The sequence below is a fragment of the Bacillus sp. SM2101 genome (assembly GCF_018588585.1).
GTDB lineage: Bacteria > Bacillota > Bacilli > Bacillales > SM2101 > Nanhaiella > Nanhaiella sioensis.
The window spans coordinates 1-17,242 of record NZ_JAEUFG010000020.1 but is presented as its reverse complement, the minus strand read 5'-3'; the positions used below and the strand labels follow the sequence as shown (position 1 = coordinate 17,242).

The following is a 17,242-nucleotide window of genomic DNA, read 5'->3' as shown; positions in this document are numbered from 1 at the left end:
TTCGCTATCGGGGGCACATAAAAAAAGACTTTTCCAAAACAACTCTTCGTTAATAACCACTAGCCATCCTTAAATTACTCTTAATATAGTATATGTGTGTCTGTCGATGTTGTAGAACCACCAATAAGCATACATAATATTGAATTTCCAGCATATTTACTTCTGTAAAAAGACTTCTAAAATTCCCCCCTCAGAAAGTATTAACTTTTCTCCCGAGCTTTATTTAATATAAACCACAATGAAAAAGATGCATATTATCCTTAAATGAGTGAGCATCTGTAGTGTTAGATGGAATTAATGATTAAGGTTCTTATTTATGTTAATTATTCATATTCATTCTTTAACTAAAAGACTTTATATATATCTATTTATTTTCTCTCAGTTTCATTATTTGGATATAAGCCTCCTAAATCTCTAGTAGGATTGGGTCGGTGTAGAGTCTTCACCCGACTCATCGTTGGTGTAGTTAAATTGAACAAAATCACTGATGGTGTCTAGCTCTTTCATATTATAGAAAGCTATTATTAATTCTGGATAAGGTAGGTAAATATTTATAAATAGGATAAAGGGGTGATTAACTATTGCTAAAAATAGGATTAGACTCAAGGGTGTTAGATTGTCAACATAGAGCCGGTGTAGCAAGGTATACTCATAATGTAATTAATGAAATAGTAAAAGATTATGAGGACCAGTTTTATTTGCTAGGTGGACCTGTTGATTATTTAAATCATTTAAATAGAATTAGTATCGAACTACCCAACTATAATTTTGAGTATGCAAATAAAAGCATAGAATTAGCAGGGAATTCATCTGAATTGGATTTAGTGTTTTCTCCATTTTATTCAATTCCAGAACAACGAAATTTCAAAGCAGTATTAACAATTCATGATTTAATCCCATTAAAGCTAGAGGAGTTTTATAATAATACGCTAATTCACCAATTAATGGATGAATTTATTCGTAAAACAGTGGAACATGTAGAACATATCATTGCAGTGTCAAATCATACTAAACATGATATTATCGAGTTATTTTCTGTTGAGGAAGAACGAATTACTGTTATATATCCAGGACTAGATAATATTTTTTTGTCAGAACAAGAAGTCGAAAGCACATCTAAAAGCCAAGCTATACTGAATAAGTACAATATAAATAAACCATATATTTTATCAGTCTGTTCGTTCGAATTTAGAAAGAATCTCCAACGAATTTTAAATGCTTATGAACAATTAAGAGAAGCTCATAACGATAATATTGGATTAGTGTTAGTTGGAGGAGGGTTGTGGCCTTATGGTGAGTTATTCACTAATATAAGACACAGTAAATATTTTAATGACATCGTTATTACAGGTTACATTCCTGATGAACACCTCCCAACCCTTTATAAAAATGCTGAAACTTTTGTTTATCCTTCATTATATGAGGGTTTTGGATTTCCAGTTATCGAAGCAATGGCTTGTGGTACTCCAGTCGTTACATCAAATGTATCTTCATTATGTGAAGTAGGCGGTGAACTAGCTGTTTATTGTGATCCCTATAAAGTTGATTCTATCGTTAATGCGCTAGAGGAGACACTATTTAAAGCTAATAATTATAAAGAAGCAACAGCATTGAAAAAATGGGCTAGACAATTTTCATGGAAAAAAGCTGGGGAACAGACTAGAGAATTGTTATTTACAACTGTAAGTAGTATTAAGTAACACTCCTAATTACTTATTTTAAATAAGTAATAGGAATGGAGGAATAATCCCAATCATAATCTAAAGCCATTCGACAATGATCAAATGAGCTTATCTCTTCCATTAAGTTCTCCTATTTATTATATAAATAATATATCAATACTTCTAAATACTATATGTACAATTCTCTTCTTAATTAACAACTATTTATCGTTGCTTACAGAACTAGAAAAAATGATTATAACTTTTACCACTCTGCTAAACACTATGTGATAGATTGCTATTCGCTATGTTTCTTTAATAAGGATAAAGTATAATTGTAATTTTATGTTAAAATAATCATAGGGATGGTGAAGGGCTGTTCTAAATTAACGAAACAAAGTTATGTTTAAGACTATGGAGTAATAAGGTTGGTGAAAAACTATTAAAAAGATTTTACTCCCAGTGATTTATGTAAGTGAATGGGTATTATTTTTGTATATACTAATTTTTGTCTTTATGTTCAATATGATATATTACGCTAATATAATTCTGATTGATATGCCCTGGGAAGAGCCTATTGTATTGCCATTTATGAAATCATTAATCTTTGTATTAGTAGTAGGCATAGTTAGCTTTATATATATCAAATATCTAATAGGTAGTGCGTTATACATAAAAATTAAAGGAGTTATTTGGGGGTTATTATTCAGTTCGAATCTTCTAAGTTGTCTTCTTTGGTTTAGTTTAAGCTTTGGCTTTAATTTGTCTTATCATGAACGGATTTTACTAATAATAGCTATGTTAGTAAGTGCAATATTAACAATTCAAATTGTCTTTAAATATCGAAAAACTACAGTGACATAGTCCACTTAAAGTAGGTTGTTATACTCCCCTTCACTTATCAGATCTCACGGTCTTGATTCAAGTGGGGTATTCTGACCGTAAAATGATAAAATCTCTCTTAGCTAGTAAAATGTAATACACTTAAGACGTAGATACTAATAATAGATTCGGACATAAGGATATAGTTATAAAATCACCACAAAAATCTACGATTATATTTTGGAGGTTATGGACAGATAATTCTACCAGTATAGAGGAAAATAGTAGATTTTTTTCGCGAAAGGAAGAGGAGAGAAAAAGACCATTCATAGGATCATTTTTTTATAGCGAGATTCATAGACATATTACAAGAACAATTGAGAAAATTAAAAAGGAAGAACCTGTGCAAACAAGAAGAACTGGGCGCTGATCAATATAACCCAACTTTCTTTAATTCACTAAAATGGGCTTTCTAAGAGTGGTCAGCTCTGAGGGAATCGTCTATTGTGTAAGACCGTGAGTTCTATAGACACTTGCGGTCTTTCTTATTTTATGCAGATATTGCTTTTCTATATCATAAATGTTTGGAAACGTACAATTCCACATCTGGTAACTTGTAAGATGTTACGATAGATATTGAAAAATTTCTTTAATTACAAACTGTTCGTTGACTGATAAAGGAATAAAAGGGGTAAATGTATTGTGAAGATCTTATATGAGTTAATTATGATAAGCTTAGTAATTTTAATCATACTTACTTTTTGGATAGAAAATTCTTTTAATTCCATTATAAGTTGGATAGTTTGGGTTGTGTTTTTCTTAGATTTCATTTGTAGATTAATTTTTGTGAAAAACAAATGGGAATTCATAAAAAATAACCCCTTACTCATCGTTGCAATTATTCCATTTGATCAATTTTTTCAATTGGCCCGCCTTGTAAGAATCATTTATTTATTTAGGATTAAGACCATTACAAAATATTATATACAGCCATTGGTTCAACGGATATCTAATTTATCAAAATTACTTATTATCTTAGCCTTATTGATAATATTTTCTGTAGAAGCACTGCTATTATGGCAACTAGAGAACAATATTATATCTTTTTGGCATTCTTTTTACTTTGTGATAGGGCAATTGATGTTTTTTGGACGTGATATATATCAGGTAAATCACACTGTAAGTTATATTTGTGTAACTTTTAATTCAATAGTCGGAGTAGTCATTCACGGGTTGGTGATTCAGTGGTTTTTCAATAGAATTGAACCCTTTTATTTGAAATTTACTAGGATCCAACGCAAAGGTGAATAATTTGGTAAAACTACTCGTCTCTCTATCGTTCGTCTTTTCTAGGGGCAGTTTGAATTGAATAAGACAATACTCATAATGAAAAACGCTTGAATTAATATTCAAGCGTTTTTTTGTGTCGTCTTATATACGATAATTTACGTTACCGTTTAATATACGTTTGTATTTATTTCACCAGGTTATCTGAACCGCCTAGAGAAAAACCCTGAGCATGATAGTACATTAATGAAATAATAATATTGCTTGTAAGCTTTTTTTATTTAGCTTTGTTAACCCTTAAAGACCCATATATGCTAATACAATTGTTAACACGAAAAACAATACAGACAAAATAATCGTTAAGTTTTGTAAAACAGCATCTAATCCTCTTGCCTTTTGCTTTCCAAAAAGCTGCTCGGCTCCACCAGAAATGGCACCTGATAATCCTGCGCTTTTCCCTGATTGTAAAAGAACTACCGTAATGAGAGCTAGACAATCTATCACTAATAATGTCACAAATAATGTGGACATATGATACACCTCCAGAAAATCGTACTATTCACTTATTATAATTTAGCATATCTTAAAACTACAAACAAGTCCTTTTCAGGTAGTGACAGTATTTCAAGCACTACCGTAACAAATTATTTGTACTATTTGTTATTCCAGCTGTACCTATACTTATTTATATGAGGAGATATTTAATGACCTTTCGCTGCCACCCAATGTCTGTTGCACTATGGCATTTATAGTATTCAAGTAGAGTTACCTTAGCATTGAAACTAATTTTTTCCCGATGGCTTCGTCATTTGCTATTAGAGAAACATGACGTGATATATTAAAATCTTGAATTTCGATAGCTTTAACATTCTCTGATCTATTTTGTATAAATATTTCTGGAAGAATGGACATACCAAGGTTTGCTTCAACAAAACCTAATATACTTTGACCAAATTCAATTTCTGAGGCAACCTTTAAAGTAGAGCCCTTTGACGCAAATTCTTTGTCAACGAGCATTCTAGCATCGCATGTAGAGGGAAGTACAACAAATGATTCATCCTTTATTTCATGAAAGGAAATAGAGGTTTGGTTAGCATAAATCGGATGATTGGCATTTATAAATAAGAAAAAGCGTTCTGAAAATAAAAACTTAGAGTAATAAGAATGTTTGATTTCTCGATCATCAAATAATGCAACGTCTATTAACCCCTTCTCTAGCCCCGATAATAATTCCAAAAAGCTATGAGAAATTTTTACTCTGAATTGATCATTGTACTTATGCTTAGCAAATTTATAAGGAAGATAAGACGTTGCTATACTCGGCCAAGATCCTATTGTAATATCACCTATTCCTTGACTAAGATTAATTTCTTTACGTACAGAATTGACTTCCTTTAAGATTTTTTTACTGCTCTTTAATAATATTTCACCAGCCTGAGTTAATCGAACACCCGTAGAAGAGCGAATAAATAAACTAGCGCCTAAATCTACCTCAAGGTTTCTTATTTGTTTACTTAAAGCAGGTTGACTCATGTGTAATAATTCACTCGATTTAGTCAAACTTTTCGTTTCTGCAGTTATTTGAAATGCTTCTAACCATTCAATTTTCATGTATTTCACCTTTATAACTTTCTGTTATTCCCATCTAACATAATGGAAGTACATAATCTTATATATTGATGATAACCTATAGAAGTAACGAAGACAATTTTCCAATAAGAACAATACTACATCAATAATTATTATAATTAGGAGGTATATACATTGGCAAATATATTAATGGTTATATCAAATGGAATAGCAGTAAAATCATATCGAACAGGTTATTGGTCTGAGGAATTTCATGTTCCATTAAATGTATTAGAAGCAGCAGGTCATACTGTGTCAATTGCTTCACCAAAAGGCGGAGATGGGATGGTTGATCAGTTTTCTTTAAATGATGAAACAGACCCAGACGGGAAATCAAGAGAGTTTGAAAAGCTTGGGCGTTGGAAGGATACGTTACGTTTAGCTGACTTACAAGGAAAAGATTACGATGTCATATTATTTGTCGGAGGACATGGACCCATGTTCGATGTTTCCTACGATCCACATGCTCATCGTTTAATAAATGAAATTTATGATAATAAAGGCATCGTTGCAGCAGAGTGTCATGCACCTTCTGTGTTAGCTTTCACTTATAGAGAAGACGGTAAATCAATCATCGATGGGAAAAAGGTTACTGCTTTTCCAGATGCCTATGAACCAAAGGAAGTAATAGAATTTCTACCATATAGTGTAGAGCAAGAGCTGGCTAAAGTAGGCACATATGTCGGCAAATTAGACCAGCCAGCATTATCGATCTGGGCAGATGATCAAATTATTACGAGCCGTGACCCTGCATCATCGGAAAGTATCGCTCAAGAAATTGTAAAAGCATTAAAGAAAGATTAATTATATTGACAGCTGGCACATGAAGAATTTCAATTTGTGTTTCAGCTGTTTTCTTTTCTGAAGATTTGACTACGGAAAAATGCAAGTCTGTTCGAACGGTAAACTTGTTTAAGTATACATTCACACTTAATAACAGACTAAGATAAACAAATAAAAGGGTGGGACAGATGTTTATTAAGCAAAATTTTATAAACGGTCAGTGGATAGCATCAGAAGATGTTATTGCTATCAAAAACCCGGCAACGAAAGCAATAATAGGAGAAGTTTCAAATGGCGGGCATACAGAAGCAGTTCTAGCTATTGAAGCAGCATCAAAAGCCTTTGCTTTATGGTCGAAAAAGACTGCAAGGTATAGAAGTCAACTTCTTTATCAATGGTATCAATTAATTAAAGAGAATCAAGATGAACTAGCTCGGATCATAACGATTGAGCAAGGAAAACCATTAAAGGAAGCTTTAGCAGAGATCGAATATGCAAATGAGTATGTGTTATGGTATGCAGAGGAAGCGAAACGAAATTATGGTAATACGATTCCAGCCTCTACAACTAATAAACATATTATAGTAAAAAAAGAGCCAGTAGGAGTAGTTGCTGCTATTACACCTTGGAATTTCCCTGCTGCAATGATTACTAGGAAACTTGCCCCAGCATTAGCAGCTGGATGTACCGTCGTTGTAAAGCCCTCAGAAGAAACGCCTTTTACCGCTTTAAAGTTAATACAATTAGCAGAAAAAGCTAATTTCCCTAGAGGCGTAATAAATATCGTAACAGGTAATGCTAAACAAATTGGCAATGCTTGGTTACGAGATAAGCGGGTTAGAAAATTAAGTTTTACTGGATCAACACCTGTAGGAAAACTTCTAATGAAAGAAGCAGCTGATTCTGTAAAAAAATTATCTCTCGAACTAGGGGGACATGCACCATTCATTGTCACAGCACAGGCAGACATCGATAGAGCTGTTAAAGGAGCCATTCAATCTAAATTCCGCAATGCAGGTCAAGCGTGTGTTGCATCTAACCGATTCTACATTCATGAAGATGTGATAGAAAGCTTTACAGCTAGATTAGTAGAACGTACTTCACGTTTAACCTTGGGAAATGGGTTGAACAATAACATTGATATAGGACCCCTCATTAATGAGAATGCTATAGCAAAAGTTATGTATCATATTGAAGATGCTGTAGCGAAAGGTGCGTCTATTTTAACAGGCGGGAAAAAGATCTCGGAAGAAAAAGGTCATTATTTTCAGCCTACTGTCGTTGGAAATGTGACAGATGATATGGTCTGTATGCAGGACGAAACGTTTGGACCGTTAGCCCCTATTACCTCTTTTAAAACGATTGAGGAAGTAGTGAATAGGGCAAATAGCAGTCAATATGGTCTTGCTGCATATGTATTCACAACAAGTTTAGATGAAGCTACATTTTTCATGAACAATTTAGAGTATGGAGTAATAGGTGTAAATGACGGACTCCCATCAGCTGCGCAAGCTCCTTTTGGCGGTTATAAAGAAAGTGGATTAGGTAGAGAAGGCGGGTACTTTGGAATAGAAGAATATTTAGAGCAGAAGTATATCTCTGTTGACTCCTTTACGCAATAAGCCGTGATTCAAAATACAAAGCTATGGGTATAGAAGGAAAAAGTTATAGTATTTGTCTAACCAACCATATCACGAATAGTCTAATTAAGAGTTACAGAAAGATAATAATAATCCTTTAAGAAATACTAACCAAAACTAAAAAGACCTCACATTACGTGAGGTCTTCAATAATGTTATTTCTTTAAGTTATAGAATGATGCTAAACCATCAAAGCGTGCTGTTTCTTGTAATTGATCTTCGATGCGTAACAATTGATTATACTTCGCAACACGATCTGTACGTGATGGAGCACCAGTTTTGATTTGTCCTGCATTTGTTGCAACAGCGATATCAGCAATCGTGCTATCTTCAGTTTCACCTGAACGGTGAGAAATTACAGCCGTATAGCCCGCACGTTTTGCCATTTCAATTGCATCAAATGTTTCAGTTAATGTACCAATTTGGTTCACTTTAATAAGGATTGAATTACTAATTCCTTTTTCAATTCCTTCTTCAAGCTTTTTCGTATTTGTTACAAATAAATCGTCACCTACTAATTGAACTTTGTGTCCGATACGTTCTGTTAGTAGCTTATGACCTTCCCAGTCATTTTCATCTAATCCATCTTCAATTGAGATGATAGGATACTTTTCAACAAGCTCCTCATAGAATGAAACCATTTCTTCAGACGTTTTCACAACGCCTTCACCTTCTAAATGGTATTTGCCATCATCTTTGTTGTATAACTCAGATGAAGCTACATCCATTGCTAACATAATTTGTTCGCCTGGTTTATAGCCTGCTTTTTCAATAGCTTCAATAATTGTTTGCAACGCTTCTTCATTTGAGCTTAGGTTTGGTGCAAATCCACCTTCATCACCTACAGCTGTATTATAGCCTTTTGCTTTAAGAACAGATTTTAAACTATGGAATATTTCTGCACCCATACGAAGTGCTTCCTTGAAGTTTTGTGCACCTACAGGCATAACCATGAATTCTTGAATATCTACATTATTATCTGCATGCTCTCCACCGTTTACGATATTCATCATAGGAACAGGTAATGTTTTTGCGTTAAATCCACCTAAATATTGGTATAGTGGAATCTCTAAGAAATCAGCCGCAGCACGTGCTGCTGCCATTGATACACCTAAAATTGCATTTGCACCTAAATTACCTTTGTTTTCTGTCCCATCTAATGCCATTAACGCTTTGTCAATTGCTACTTGATCAGTCACGTCAAAGCCTACCATTTTTGGAGCGATGATTTCATTTACATTATTTACTGCTTGGATAACTCCTTTACCTAAATAACGATCTTTATCACCATCACGTAATTCCACAGCTTCATATTCTCCAGTTGATGCACCACTTGGTACTAATGCACGTCCAAATGCACCAGATTCAGTATATACTTCTACTTCAACTGTTGGGTTTCCACGAGAATCTAATACTTCACGACCATAAACGTCTACAATGATTGACATAATTATCTCTCCTTATTCGTTAATTAATGATTTTCCAGTCATTTCACTTGGTTGCTTTACATTTAATAATTGTAGCATTGTAGGTGCTAAATCACCTAATTTACCGCTATCTCTTAACTCAATTCCGTTTTTTGTTACGATTACTGGAACCGGGTTTGTCGTATGTGCAGTCATTGGCTTTCCTTCTAAAGTTACCACTTCATCTGAATTTCCATGGTCAGCGGTAATAATAGCTGTTCCGCCTTTGGCTTCCATTGCATCAACTATTTTTCCTAAACATTCATCCACTACTTCTATCGCCTTAATGGTTGGTTCTAGCATTCCGGAATGCCCAACCATATCAGGATTGGCATAGTTTAGAATAATTGCATCGTGCTTATCTGCGTCAATTTCCTTTAACAACGCATCAGTCACTTCATATGCGCTCATTTCTGGCTTTAAATCATACGTTGCTACCTTAGGTGAATCAATTAAAATCCGTTCTTCACCAGGGAATTCTTCTTCACGACCACCGCTCATAAAGAAGGTGACATGCGGATACTTTTCAGTTTCTGCAATCCTTAATTGCTTTAAGCCATTTTGTGATAGGACTTCACCAATTGTGTTGTCTAAATTTACTGGTTTAAAGGCTACGTATCCTTTTACCGTTTCACTAAAATGTGTTAGACAAACAAAATGTAAGTTTTTCGGATGCTTTGGTCCTCTGTCAAACGAACGAAAATCTTCATTCGTGAAAGTATTTGAAATTTGTATTGCTCTGTCTGGCCTGAAATTATAGAAGATCACCGCATCATCATCTTGGATGGTTGCTACTGGTGAGCCATCATCTTTGACAATAACTGAAGGTAACACGAATTCATCATAAATGCCGTTCGCATAAGAATCGTCTACACATTCAATCGCACTTTGATACGTCGGTCCCTCGCCATAAACCATGGAGCGATAAGATTTTTCTACACGGTCCCATCGTTTGTCCCTGTCCATAGAATAATAACGTCCAGAAATTGTAGCAATTTCTCCTACACCAATCTCAGCAATTTTTTCATTAAGACTATGAATGTAGGTTTTCGCAGTTTGCGGACCAACATCGCGACCATCTAGGAAACCATGAACATAAACCTTTTCTACACCTTCATTTGCAGCTATTTTTAGCAACGCGTACAAATGTTGTATATGGCTATGAACACCCCCATCAGATAATAAGCCAAAAATATGGAGGTTTGAACCTTTTTTCTTCGCATGATCCATCGCATTTAAGAAAGTATCGTTACTCTCAAATTCACCTTCGCGAATGGCTACGTTGACACGTGTTAAGCTTTGGTAAACAATTCGACCAGCACCAATATTTAAATGTCCAACTTCTGAGTTACCCATTTGACCCTCTGGAAGTCCTACTGCTTCCCCACTTGCTGTTAATGTTGCATGAGGATAGCTACTCCAATATCGATCAAAATTAGGCTTCTTTGCATGGGCTACAGCATTCCCTTTCGTTTCATCACGAAATGCAAAGCCATCTAAAATAATAAGTGCTACTGGTTTTTTACTCATGATTTGCTGCCCCCAAAAGCTGCAGGAAAGACTTAGGCTCTAGGCTTGCTCCACCGACGAGCGCACCGTCAATATGAGGTTGTGCCATATACTCGTTAATGTTCTCAGGCTTTACACTTCCACCGTATTGAATACGTGTTGCATCTGCCACCTCTTGAGAAAATTGCTCAGCGATAACTGAACGAATATGTTCACAAACTGCATTGGCATCTGCTGATGTAGATGACTTACCAGTACCGATTGCCCAAATTGGTTCATATGCTATAACAGTTTGTTTTGCTTGTTCAGATGTTAAACCATCCAACGCTTTTCTCACTTGATCAGCTACAAGGTCATTCGTTTGACCAGCTTCACGTTGCTCTAATGTTTCACCACAGCAAACAATAGGAGTAAGTTGATGATCAAAAGCTGCTTTTGTTTTTTTGTTTACAGTTTCGTCAGTTTCAGCAAACATCTCTCTACGTTCAGAATGTCCAATAATTACATAGCTTACTCGCAAATCTTCAAGTGCAACTGGGCTAATTTCTCCAGTAAAAGCACCACTGTTTTCGAAGTGCATATTTTGTGCACCGATTTTTAAATCAGTACTTGTAGTACTTGCCACTAACTTTTCTAAGAATAATGCTGGAGCACAAACGACTGAGTCAACTTTGCTAGGAGCAGGCACAAGCCCTTTCACTTCATCAACAAAGCTTACTGCTTCTGAAAGTACTTTATTCATTTTCCAGTTCCCAGCGATGATTGGTTTACGCATCGTACAACATTCCTTTCATTCTAGAGGATGTTCAAGAAGTTTCAATCGTTCTTGAACAAGCATTTATTGTGAAATTACTATAAGGTCCTGTTCAAAAAGGATGGACAACTCAGTAATTCGTCCCTCATTTATCTCTTACATTTTGAACAACCTCGTTAATTATTTATCTTGTAATGCTACAACACCTGGTAAAGCCTTACCTTCCATAAATTCAAGTGAAGCTCCACCGCCTGTAGAAATATGACTCATCTTATCAGCTAAATCAAATTTCTCGACCGCTGCAGCTGAATCTCCGCCACCGATAACAGAATACGTATCATTTGCATCCGCAAGTGCTTCTGCAACTGCTTTAGTTCCATTTGCAAAAGAGTCCATTTCAAAAACACCCATCGGTCCATTCCAAATAACAAGCTTAGATTTTGCAATCACATCTGAGTATATTTCTCTTGTTTTTGGACCAATATCTAAACCTTCCCAATCACTCGGAATGTTGTCGATACTTACATGTTTTATGTTAGCCTCATTTGAAAAATCGTCTGCAACAACCGTATCAACAGGCATATAAAAGTTCACACCTTTTGCTTTTGCCTTATCAATAAATGACTTTGCAAGATCAATTTTATCTTCTTCTAATAATGATTTACCAACATCATGTCCTAATGCTTTGATAAATGTGTACGCTAATCCCCCACCGATAATGAGATTATCAACATTATCAAGAAGGTTATCAATTACACCAATTTTATCTTTTACTTTAGCTCCTCCAATAACTGCTGTAAATGGGCGCTCAGGATTAGATAAAGCTTTGCCTAGCACTTCAAGCTCTTTTTCCATTAAAAATCCTGATACTGCTGGTAAATGTTCTGCAATACCAGCTGTTGTTGCATGCGCGCGATGTGCAGCACCAAAAGCATCATTTACATATATGTCAGCAAGCTCTGCGAAAGCTTTTGCTAATTCAGGATCATTTTTTTCTTCCCCTGGATAGAAACGAACGTTTTCAAGTAAAAGTACATCACCTTCTGATAAACTAGCAATTGCATTGTTTACTTCTTCACCGTATGCAACATTCGTCTTAACTACTTGTTTCCCAAGATGCTCACTTAAACGTTCTGCAACCGCAGTTAAGCGTAGTTCTTCAACAACGTTTCCTTTAGGACGTCCAAGATGACTTGCTAAAATTACTTTTGCGCCTTGCTCCATCAAATATTGAATTGTTGGAAGTGCTGCACGAATACGAGTGTCATCAGTGACAACTCCATCTTTCATAGGCACATTAAAATCGACACGACAAAAAACTCGCTTTCCTTTTACATCAACATCTTTTACAGTCTTTTTGTTCATTTGCAAAAGGCCTCCATTTCTGATGATTCTTCATAATCATTACTAAATCATGATAAGCGAAGTATTTATATCAAATTCTCTTTTCTTAAGTAAAGGGAGGGGGAATACTTCCCCTCTCCCCTATTGCAATGTATTTATGTTATCTTACAAGCCTTTTGAAACCATGTAGTCAATTAAATCAACAACACGATGAGAATATCCACTTTCATTGTCATACCAAGATACAACTTTCACAAGATTTCCTTCCATAACCATTGTTGAAAGTGAATCAATTGTAGATGAAGCAGGGTCACCGTTGTAATCGCCAGATACTAATGGCTCTTCACTGTAGTTTAAGATTCCTTTTAGGTCGCCTTCAGAAGCTTGTTTGAAAGCTGCATTAATTTCTTCAGCAGTAACTTCTTTGTCAACCTCAGCAACTAAGTCAACTAAAGAAACGTTTGGAGTTGGTACACGCATAGCCATACCATTTAATTTTCCTTTTAATTCAGGTAATACTAATGACACAGCTTTTGCAGCACCAGTAGTCGTTGGAATAATATTTTCAGCAGCTGCACGAGCACGTCTGTAATCTTTATGTGGTAAATCTAAGATTTGTTGGTCATTTGTATATGAGTGAACAGTCGTCATCATACCACGACGGATACCAAAGTTATCATTTAATACTTTAGCAAATGGTGCTAAACAGTTTGTAGTACAAGATGCATTTGAAACTACGTGATGGTTTGAAGCATCATATTGATCTTCGTTTACACCCATAACAATTGTAATATCTTCATCTGATGCAGGAGCAGAAATAATAACTTTTTTAGCACCAGCTTCAATATGTTTAGCAGCATCAACGCGCTTAGTGAAACGTCCAGTTGACTCAACTACAACATCAACTCCAAGATCTCCCCAACCAAGTTGTGCTGGATCACGTTCTGCTTTTACAAGGATTTCCTTACCGTCAACTACTAAATTGTTACCATTAACAGTTACATCAACATCTAATTTTCCATGAACTGAGTCATATTTTAAAAGATGAGCAAGCATATTTGCATCTGTTAAATCATTAACAGCAACTACTTCAATATTAGGGTTTTTTAATGCAGCACGAAATACGATACGACCAATACGGCCAAATCCATTAATACCAACTTTTACAGTCATGATAATTTCCTCCTTAAAATAGAAAGCTTAAATATATTAGGTAGGGATTAACCCTTAACTAACTCTTTTGCAGCACCTTCGTCGGTAATGAGCAAGGCGTTACTTGTTTGTTTAAAATAGGCTTTAATTGCTTTAGCCTTTGAGCCACCACCAGCAATTGCTATTACTGATTTATTATGTTTTAGGTCTTCAAGTTGTAGGCCAATCGTTTGAGCTTTATATACGACTTCTCCATGCTTATTAAAGTAATATCCAAAGGCTTCTGCTACAGCATTCGCCATTTCGATTTTCTTCATATCTTCATCTGAAGTTTTTCGGCGTATAGCCATAGTTTTAGCGTCTCCGATACCATGTATAACTATACTGGATGATTTTATAAGCGTGAGTACCTCTTTAATCGCAGGTTCTTCTATAATCGATTGGTAGGCTTCAGTACTAACTTGATCTGGGACATGAAGCAGTTGGTAGTTACCCATTGCTTTTTCAGCCATTTTTGCACATATCGTATTCGCTTGATTTTTTACATTCTCTCCTAAGCCACCTCGTGCAGGAACAAATAAGGTTTCCTTACTTTCGGTATTCGGAGTCATCATCTCTGCTACAGCAGCTAAAGTCGTACCTCCAGTTACCGCAACGATGCTGTTATCTTTCAAGCGCTTTTTAATACATGCAACACTCGCTCTGCCCATTTCTTTCTGAACCCAAGCTGATTGATCACTATCCCCTGATACTACAATTACTTCTTGTAGGCCTAATTTTTTCTTAACCTTCTCTTCAAGTAGCTTTAGTCCAGAGATTTCCTTCATCATCTCCTCAAGCTGCCGAAGAACGTAGACACCATCTTTCGTAATTGTCATACCAGACGCTTGTACAGAAAGTAAATCTTGATCCTTTAAGAATTGTACTTCAGCACGTAAGACCCTTTCACTCATACCTAGGCTAAGTGATAAACTTCTTCTGCCTATAGGTTGCATTAACCTTACATATTGTAAAACTTGATAGCGCCTTTGCATAACCTCTAGAAGGTTAGGTAATAATTTTTGTTGAACTTCAATTAATGAACGCATTGCAGTTCTCCTTAAAATTGGTGAAATTACCATCCGGGACTTTTAAAGTCCACCTATGACATATTATGTCCCGCATGTGGTAAAAAAAATCACCCCTGTTACAACTCTTATTCTAACAGGACTGACCCCTTTAATCAACCATTTAATCCTTGCTGTAAGCGCTTTTTTATTACATCTTTGTGAATAACTCCATACGCAATTTCTTCTCCCGCTATCTCAACTACAGGTATCATTAACTGATATTTCTCTAATAGCTGATCATCCTTGTAAATATCAGTTAATTCAAGTTGAAAAGGAATTTCAGTTTGTAGTTCAACTAATATTTTTTGAGCTTTGTCACATAAAGGACATTTTTCCTTCGTATACATGATTACTGTTTTGCTCATATCTTTCATCCTTTCAAAACAAAAACGCCTTCTTCAATCATATCTTTTTCTTTTTGAAGAAGACAAGATACCTAATTGATCTCTATACTTTGCAATTGTTCTTCGTGACACAATGATTTTGAAATCTCTATTTAACAGATTAACTAGTTTTTGGTCAGACAACGGACTTGCTTTGTCTTCCTCGTTTATCATTTGCTGTATTAACTCTTTAACTCTTGTTGAAGAAGCATCTTCATTAGAAGACGTATTGAGACTACTACTGAAAAATACCTTCATTTCAACTAAACCAAAGGGAGTCTGTACATATTTTCCTTTAACGGCTCTACTGACAGTAGATTCATGACATCCGACTACTTCTGCGACCTCTCTCATTGTAAGGGGTTTCAAAGATGATAACCCATGAACAAAAAAATTCGTCTGCCTCAATATGATTTGTTTTGTAACACTTAATAACGTCTGCTTTCTTTGTTCGAGGCTTTTTATAATCCATCCCCATTGTAAACCTTTTTCTCTTACAAAAGCACTCACTTTCTCATCGTCTACATTAGATAGGTCTTGCTCATATTGGACGTTAAATGATAGCTTTGGAAAATAATCTTCGTTAATAGCAGCTTCAAAATGTCCATTTTTCCGTTCAATAATTATATCAGGAATAATATAGGTTGTCTGTTCATGATGAAAAATATGTCCAGGACGAGGCTCTAATAATTGGATATGATCAAATATTTGTTGAATCTCTTTAGGCTTTACATTCAAAATCTTCGCCAAAGCCTTCCACGATTTTTGTGCGAACAATTCAAAGTAATCTTTAATAATAACTTCAGCTAATTCGTTCCTATGCTGCTCCCTTTGTAGCTGTATAAGCAAGCACTCTTGAACACTCCTTGCCCCAACTCCCACTGGATCAAGGTTTTGAATAATTTCTACACATTTAGTTATATCCTGCTCAGTAACCCCAAAGCGATTAATGACATCTTGAGCCTCAAAATGAAGATAACCGTTATTATCTATATTTTCTATGAGATGATCAACAACATTTCTTTCTATATTACTTATTGGTAATAGTAATATTTGTGAACGAAGATGATCGTATAGTTTTTCAGGCTCTCCCCCGATATTTTCCAACCAATTATGTTGCTTACTTTGAGATGATGTGTTGGAAGTTTTTTTTCTAGGTATATCAAATGGTGTACTTTCCTGTATCTCAACAAGAGGATTTTCTATAGCTATATCATGTAAAAAGGTAAGTAGTTCTTGAGAGGAATATTGAAGAAGCTCAATTGCTTGAGATAGTTCCTTAGTCATCGTAAGCTTTAATGTTTGTTCTTGAAATAACCCCGGTCTCATTTCCATGCTCTCCACCCCATATCTATTTTACAATATATGAGATAATAGGTGTATGGTAAAACAATGGAAGTTAGAAAAGCGACGCCGACTAAGCAGACTCGACAAGCACTGGAAGCTTTTCATTTGAAGGCGATTTTTGCCTTTCTGAAGCTCTATCATTTGAAGGCGCTCTTCGCCTTCGAAGTTTCTTGAACAAAAAGAGGCTGTGACAAAACCCACCTCTGAGATGAAAAAGCCGGTGAAATTTTACAAGAAGTAAAATTTCACCGGCTTTGTTTATTTTGGAATTAAAATAAGGACCACTTCTGATAAAATAAAGTTACCACACCAAATTTCATCGGAAAGAAGGGTCCTTATGTTTAAAAATTATATCA

The 17,242-nt window shown here is 35.3% G+C and carries 14 protein-coding genes; 4 read left to right on the top strand and 10 right to left on the bottom strand.

Annotated features, from left to right (window positions below; translation table 11 throughout):
- Nucleotides 1–581 precede the first annotated feature (581 nt).
- Nucleotides 582–1,700, top strand: a complete 1,119-nt coding sequence (locus JM172_RS17275; protein ID WP_214483629.1) for a glycosyltransferase family 4 protein — start codon at nt 582–584, stop codon at nt 1,698–1,700.
- 1,485 nt (nt 1,701–3,185) lie between these two features.
- Complete coding sequence (locus JM172_RS17270) at nt 3,186–3,794, top strand: transporter (RefSeq protein WP_352223737.1); 609 nt, start codon at nt 3,186–3,188, stop codon at nt 3,792–3,794.
- 273 nt (nt 3,795–4,067) lie between these two features.
- Here JM172_RS17270 and secG read toward each other — a convergent pair whose 3' ends face one another.
- Nucleotides 4,068–4,301 carry a preprotein translocase subunit SecG gene (secG, locus tag JM172_RS17265; protein WP_214483628.1) on the bottom strand — a complete coding sequence of 78 codons (234 nt, stop codon included), beginning with the start codon at nt 4,299–4,301 and terminating at the stop codon, nt 4,068–4,070.
- A gap of 234 nt (nt 4,302–4,535) precedes the next feature.
- Nucleotides 4,536–5,381 carry a LysR family transcriptional regulator gene (locus JM172_RS17260; RefSeq protein WP_214483627.1) on the bottom strand — a complete coding sequence of 282 codons (846 nt, stop codon included), beginning with the start codon at nt 5,379–5,381 and terminating at the stop codon, nt 4,536–4,538.
- Nucleotides 5,382–5,534: 153 nt separating this feature from the next.
- Here JM172_RS17260 and JM172_RS17255 point away from each other — a divergent pair, with 153 nt between their 5' ends.
- The gene (locus JM172_RS17255; protein WP_214483626.1) at nt 5,535–6,203 is read left to right on the top strand and encodes a type 1 glutamine amidotransferase domain-containing protein; all 669 of its coding nucleotides are present in this window, start codon (nt 5,535–5,537) and stop codon (nt 6,201–6,203) included.
- A gap of 167 nt (nt 6,204–6,370) precedes the next feature.
- Nucleotides 6,371–7,804, top strand: coding sequence for an NAD-dependent succinate-semialdehyde dehydrogenase (locus JM172_RS17250; RefSeq protein ID WP_214483625.1), 1,434 nt, complete (start codon nt 6,371–6,373; stop codon nt 7,802–7,804).
- A gap of 173 nt (nt 7,805–7,977) precedes the next feature.
- Here JM172_RS17250 and eno read toward each other — a convergent pair whose 3' ends face one another.
- The 8 genes from eno to rpoN form a co-directional block, all read right to left on the bottom strand.
- Nucleotides 7,978–9,270, bottom strand: coding sequence for a phosphopyruvate hydratase (gene eno / locus JM172_RS17245; protein WP_214483624.1), 1,293 nt, complete (start codon nt 9,268–9,270; stop codon nt 7,978–7,980).
- A 12-nt stretch (nt 9,271–9,282) separates the two neighbouring features.
- Nucleotides 9,283–10,818 carry a 2,3-bisphosphoglycerate-independent phosphoglycerate mutase gene (gene gpmI, locus JM172_RS17240; protein ID WP_214483623.1) on the bottom strand — a complete coding sequence of 512 codons (1,536 nt, stop codon included), beginning with the start codon at nt 10,816–10,818 and terminating at the stop codon, nt 9,283–9,285.
- Nucleotides 10,811–11,572 carry a triose-phosphate isomerase gene (gene tpiA, locus JM172_RS17235; protein WP_214483622.1) on the bottom strand — a complete coding sequence of 254 codons (762 nt, stop codon included), beginning with the start codon at nt 11,570–11,572 and terminating at the stop codon, nt 10,811–10,813. Before tpiA ends, gpmI begins: the two co-directional genes overlap by 8 nt.
- A gap of 159 nt (nt 11,573–11,731) precedes the next feature.
- Nucleotides 11,732–12,916, bottom strand: coding sequence for a phosphoglycerate kinase (locus JM172_RS17230; protein ID WP_214483621.1), 1,185 nt, complete (start codon nt 12,914–12,916; stop codon nt 11,732–11,734).
- A gap of 144 nt (nt 12,917–13,060) precedes the next feature.
- On the bottom strand, nt 13,061–14,068 hold the full coding sequence (gene gap / locus JM172_RS17225; RefSeq protein WP_214483620.1) for a type I glyceraldehyde-3-phosphate dehydrogenase: 1,008 nt from the start codon (nt 14,066–14,068) through the stop codon (nt 13,061–13,063).
- Between the two features lie 47 nt (nt 14,069–14,115).
- Nucleotides 14,116–15,135, bottom strand: coding sequence for a sugar-binding transcriptional regulator (locus JM172_RS17220; protein WP_214483619.1), 1,020 nt, complete (start codon nt 15,133–15,135; stop codon nt 14,116–14,118).
- Nucleotides 15,136–15,269: 134 nt separating this feature from the next.
- Nucleotides 15,270–15,521 carry a glutaredoxin family protein gene (locus JM172_RS17215; RefSeq protein WP_214483618.1) on the bottom strand — a complete coding sequence of 84 codons (252 nt, stop codon included), beginning with the start codon at nt 15,519–15,521 and terminating at the stop codon, nt 15,270–15,272.
- 33 nt (nt 15,522–15,554) lie between these two features.
- Nucleotides 15,555–16,874 carry an RNA polymerase factor sigma-54 gene (gene rpoN, locus JM172_RS17210; RefSeq protein ID WP_250886738.1) on the bottom strand — a complete coding sequence of 440 codons (1,320 nt, stop codon included), beginning with the start codon at nt 16,872–16,874 and terminating at the stop codon, nt 15,555–15,557.
- Between the last annotated feature and the right edge of the window lie 368 nt (nt 16,875–17,242).

Coding starts and splice junctions, on each gene's coding strand:
- JM172_RS17220 (WP_214483619.1), bottom strand. CDS start 15,135: ATGCGTTCATTAATTGAAGTTCAACAAAAATTATTACCTAACCTTCTA.
- gpmI (WP_214483623.1), bottom strand. CDS start 10,818: ATGAGTAAAAAACCAGTAGCACTTATTATTTTAGATGGCTTTGCATTT.
- eno (WP_214483624.1), bottom strand. CDS start 9,270: ATGTCAATCATTGTAGACGTTTATGGTCGTGAAGTATTAGATTCTCGT.
- JM172_RS17230 (WP_214483621.1), bottom strand. CDS start 12,916: ATGAACAAAAAGACTGTAAAAGATGTTGATGTAAAAGGAAAGCGAGTT.
- rpoN (WP_250886738.1), bottom strand. CDS start 16,874: ATGGAAATGAGACCGGGGTTATTTCAAGAACAAACATTAAAGCTTACG.
- JM172_RS17260 (WP_214483627.1), bottom strand. CDS start 5,381: ATGAAAATTGAATGGTTAGAAGCATTTCAAATAACTGCAGAAACGAAA.
- tpiA (WP_214483622.1), bottom strand. CDS start 11,572: ATGCGTAAACCAATCATCGCTGGGAACTGGAAAATGAATAAAGTACTT.
- gap (WP_214483620.1), bottom strand. CDS start 14,068: ATGACTGTAAAAGTTGGTATTAATGGATTTGGCCGTATTGGTCGTATC.
- secG (WP_214483628.1), bottom strand. CDS start 4,301: ATGTCCACATTATTTGTGACATTATTAGTGATAGATTGTCTAGCTCTC.
- JM172_RS17215 (WP_214483618.1), bottom strand. CDS start 15,521: ATGAGCAAAACAGTAATCATGTATACGAAGGAAAAATGTCCTTTATGT.
- JM172_RS17250 (WP_214483625.1), top strand. CDS start 6,371: ATGTTTATTAAGCAAAATTTTATAAACGGTCAGTGGATAGCATCAGAA.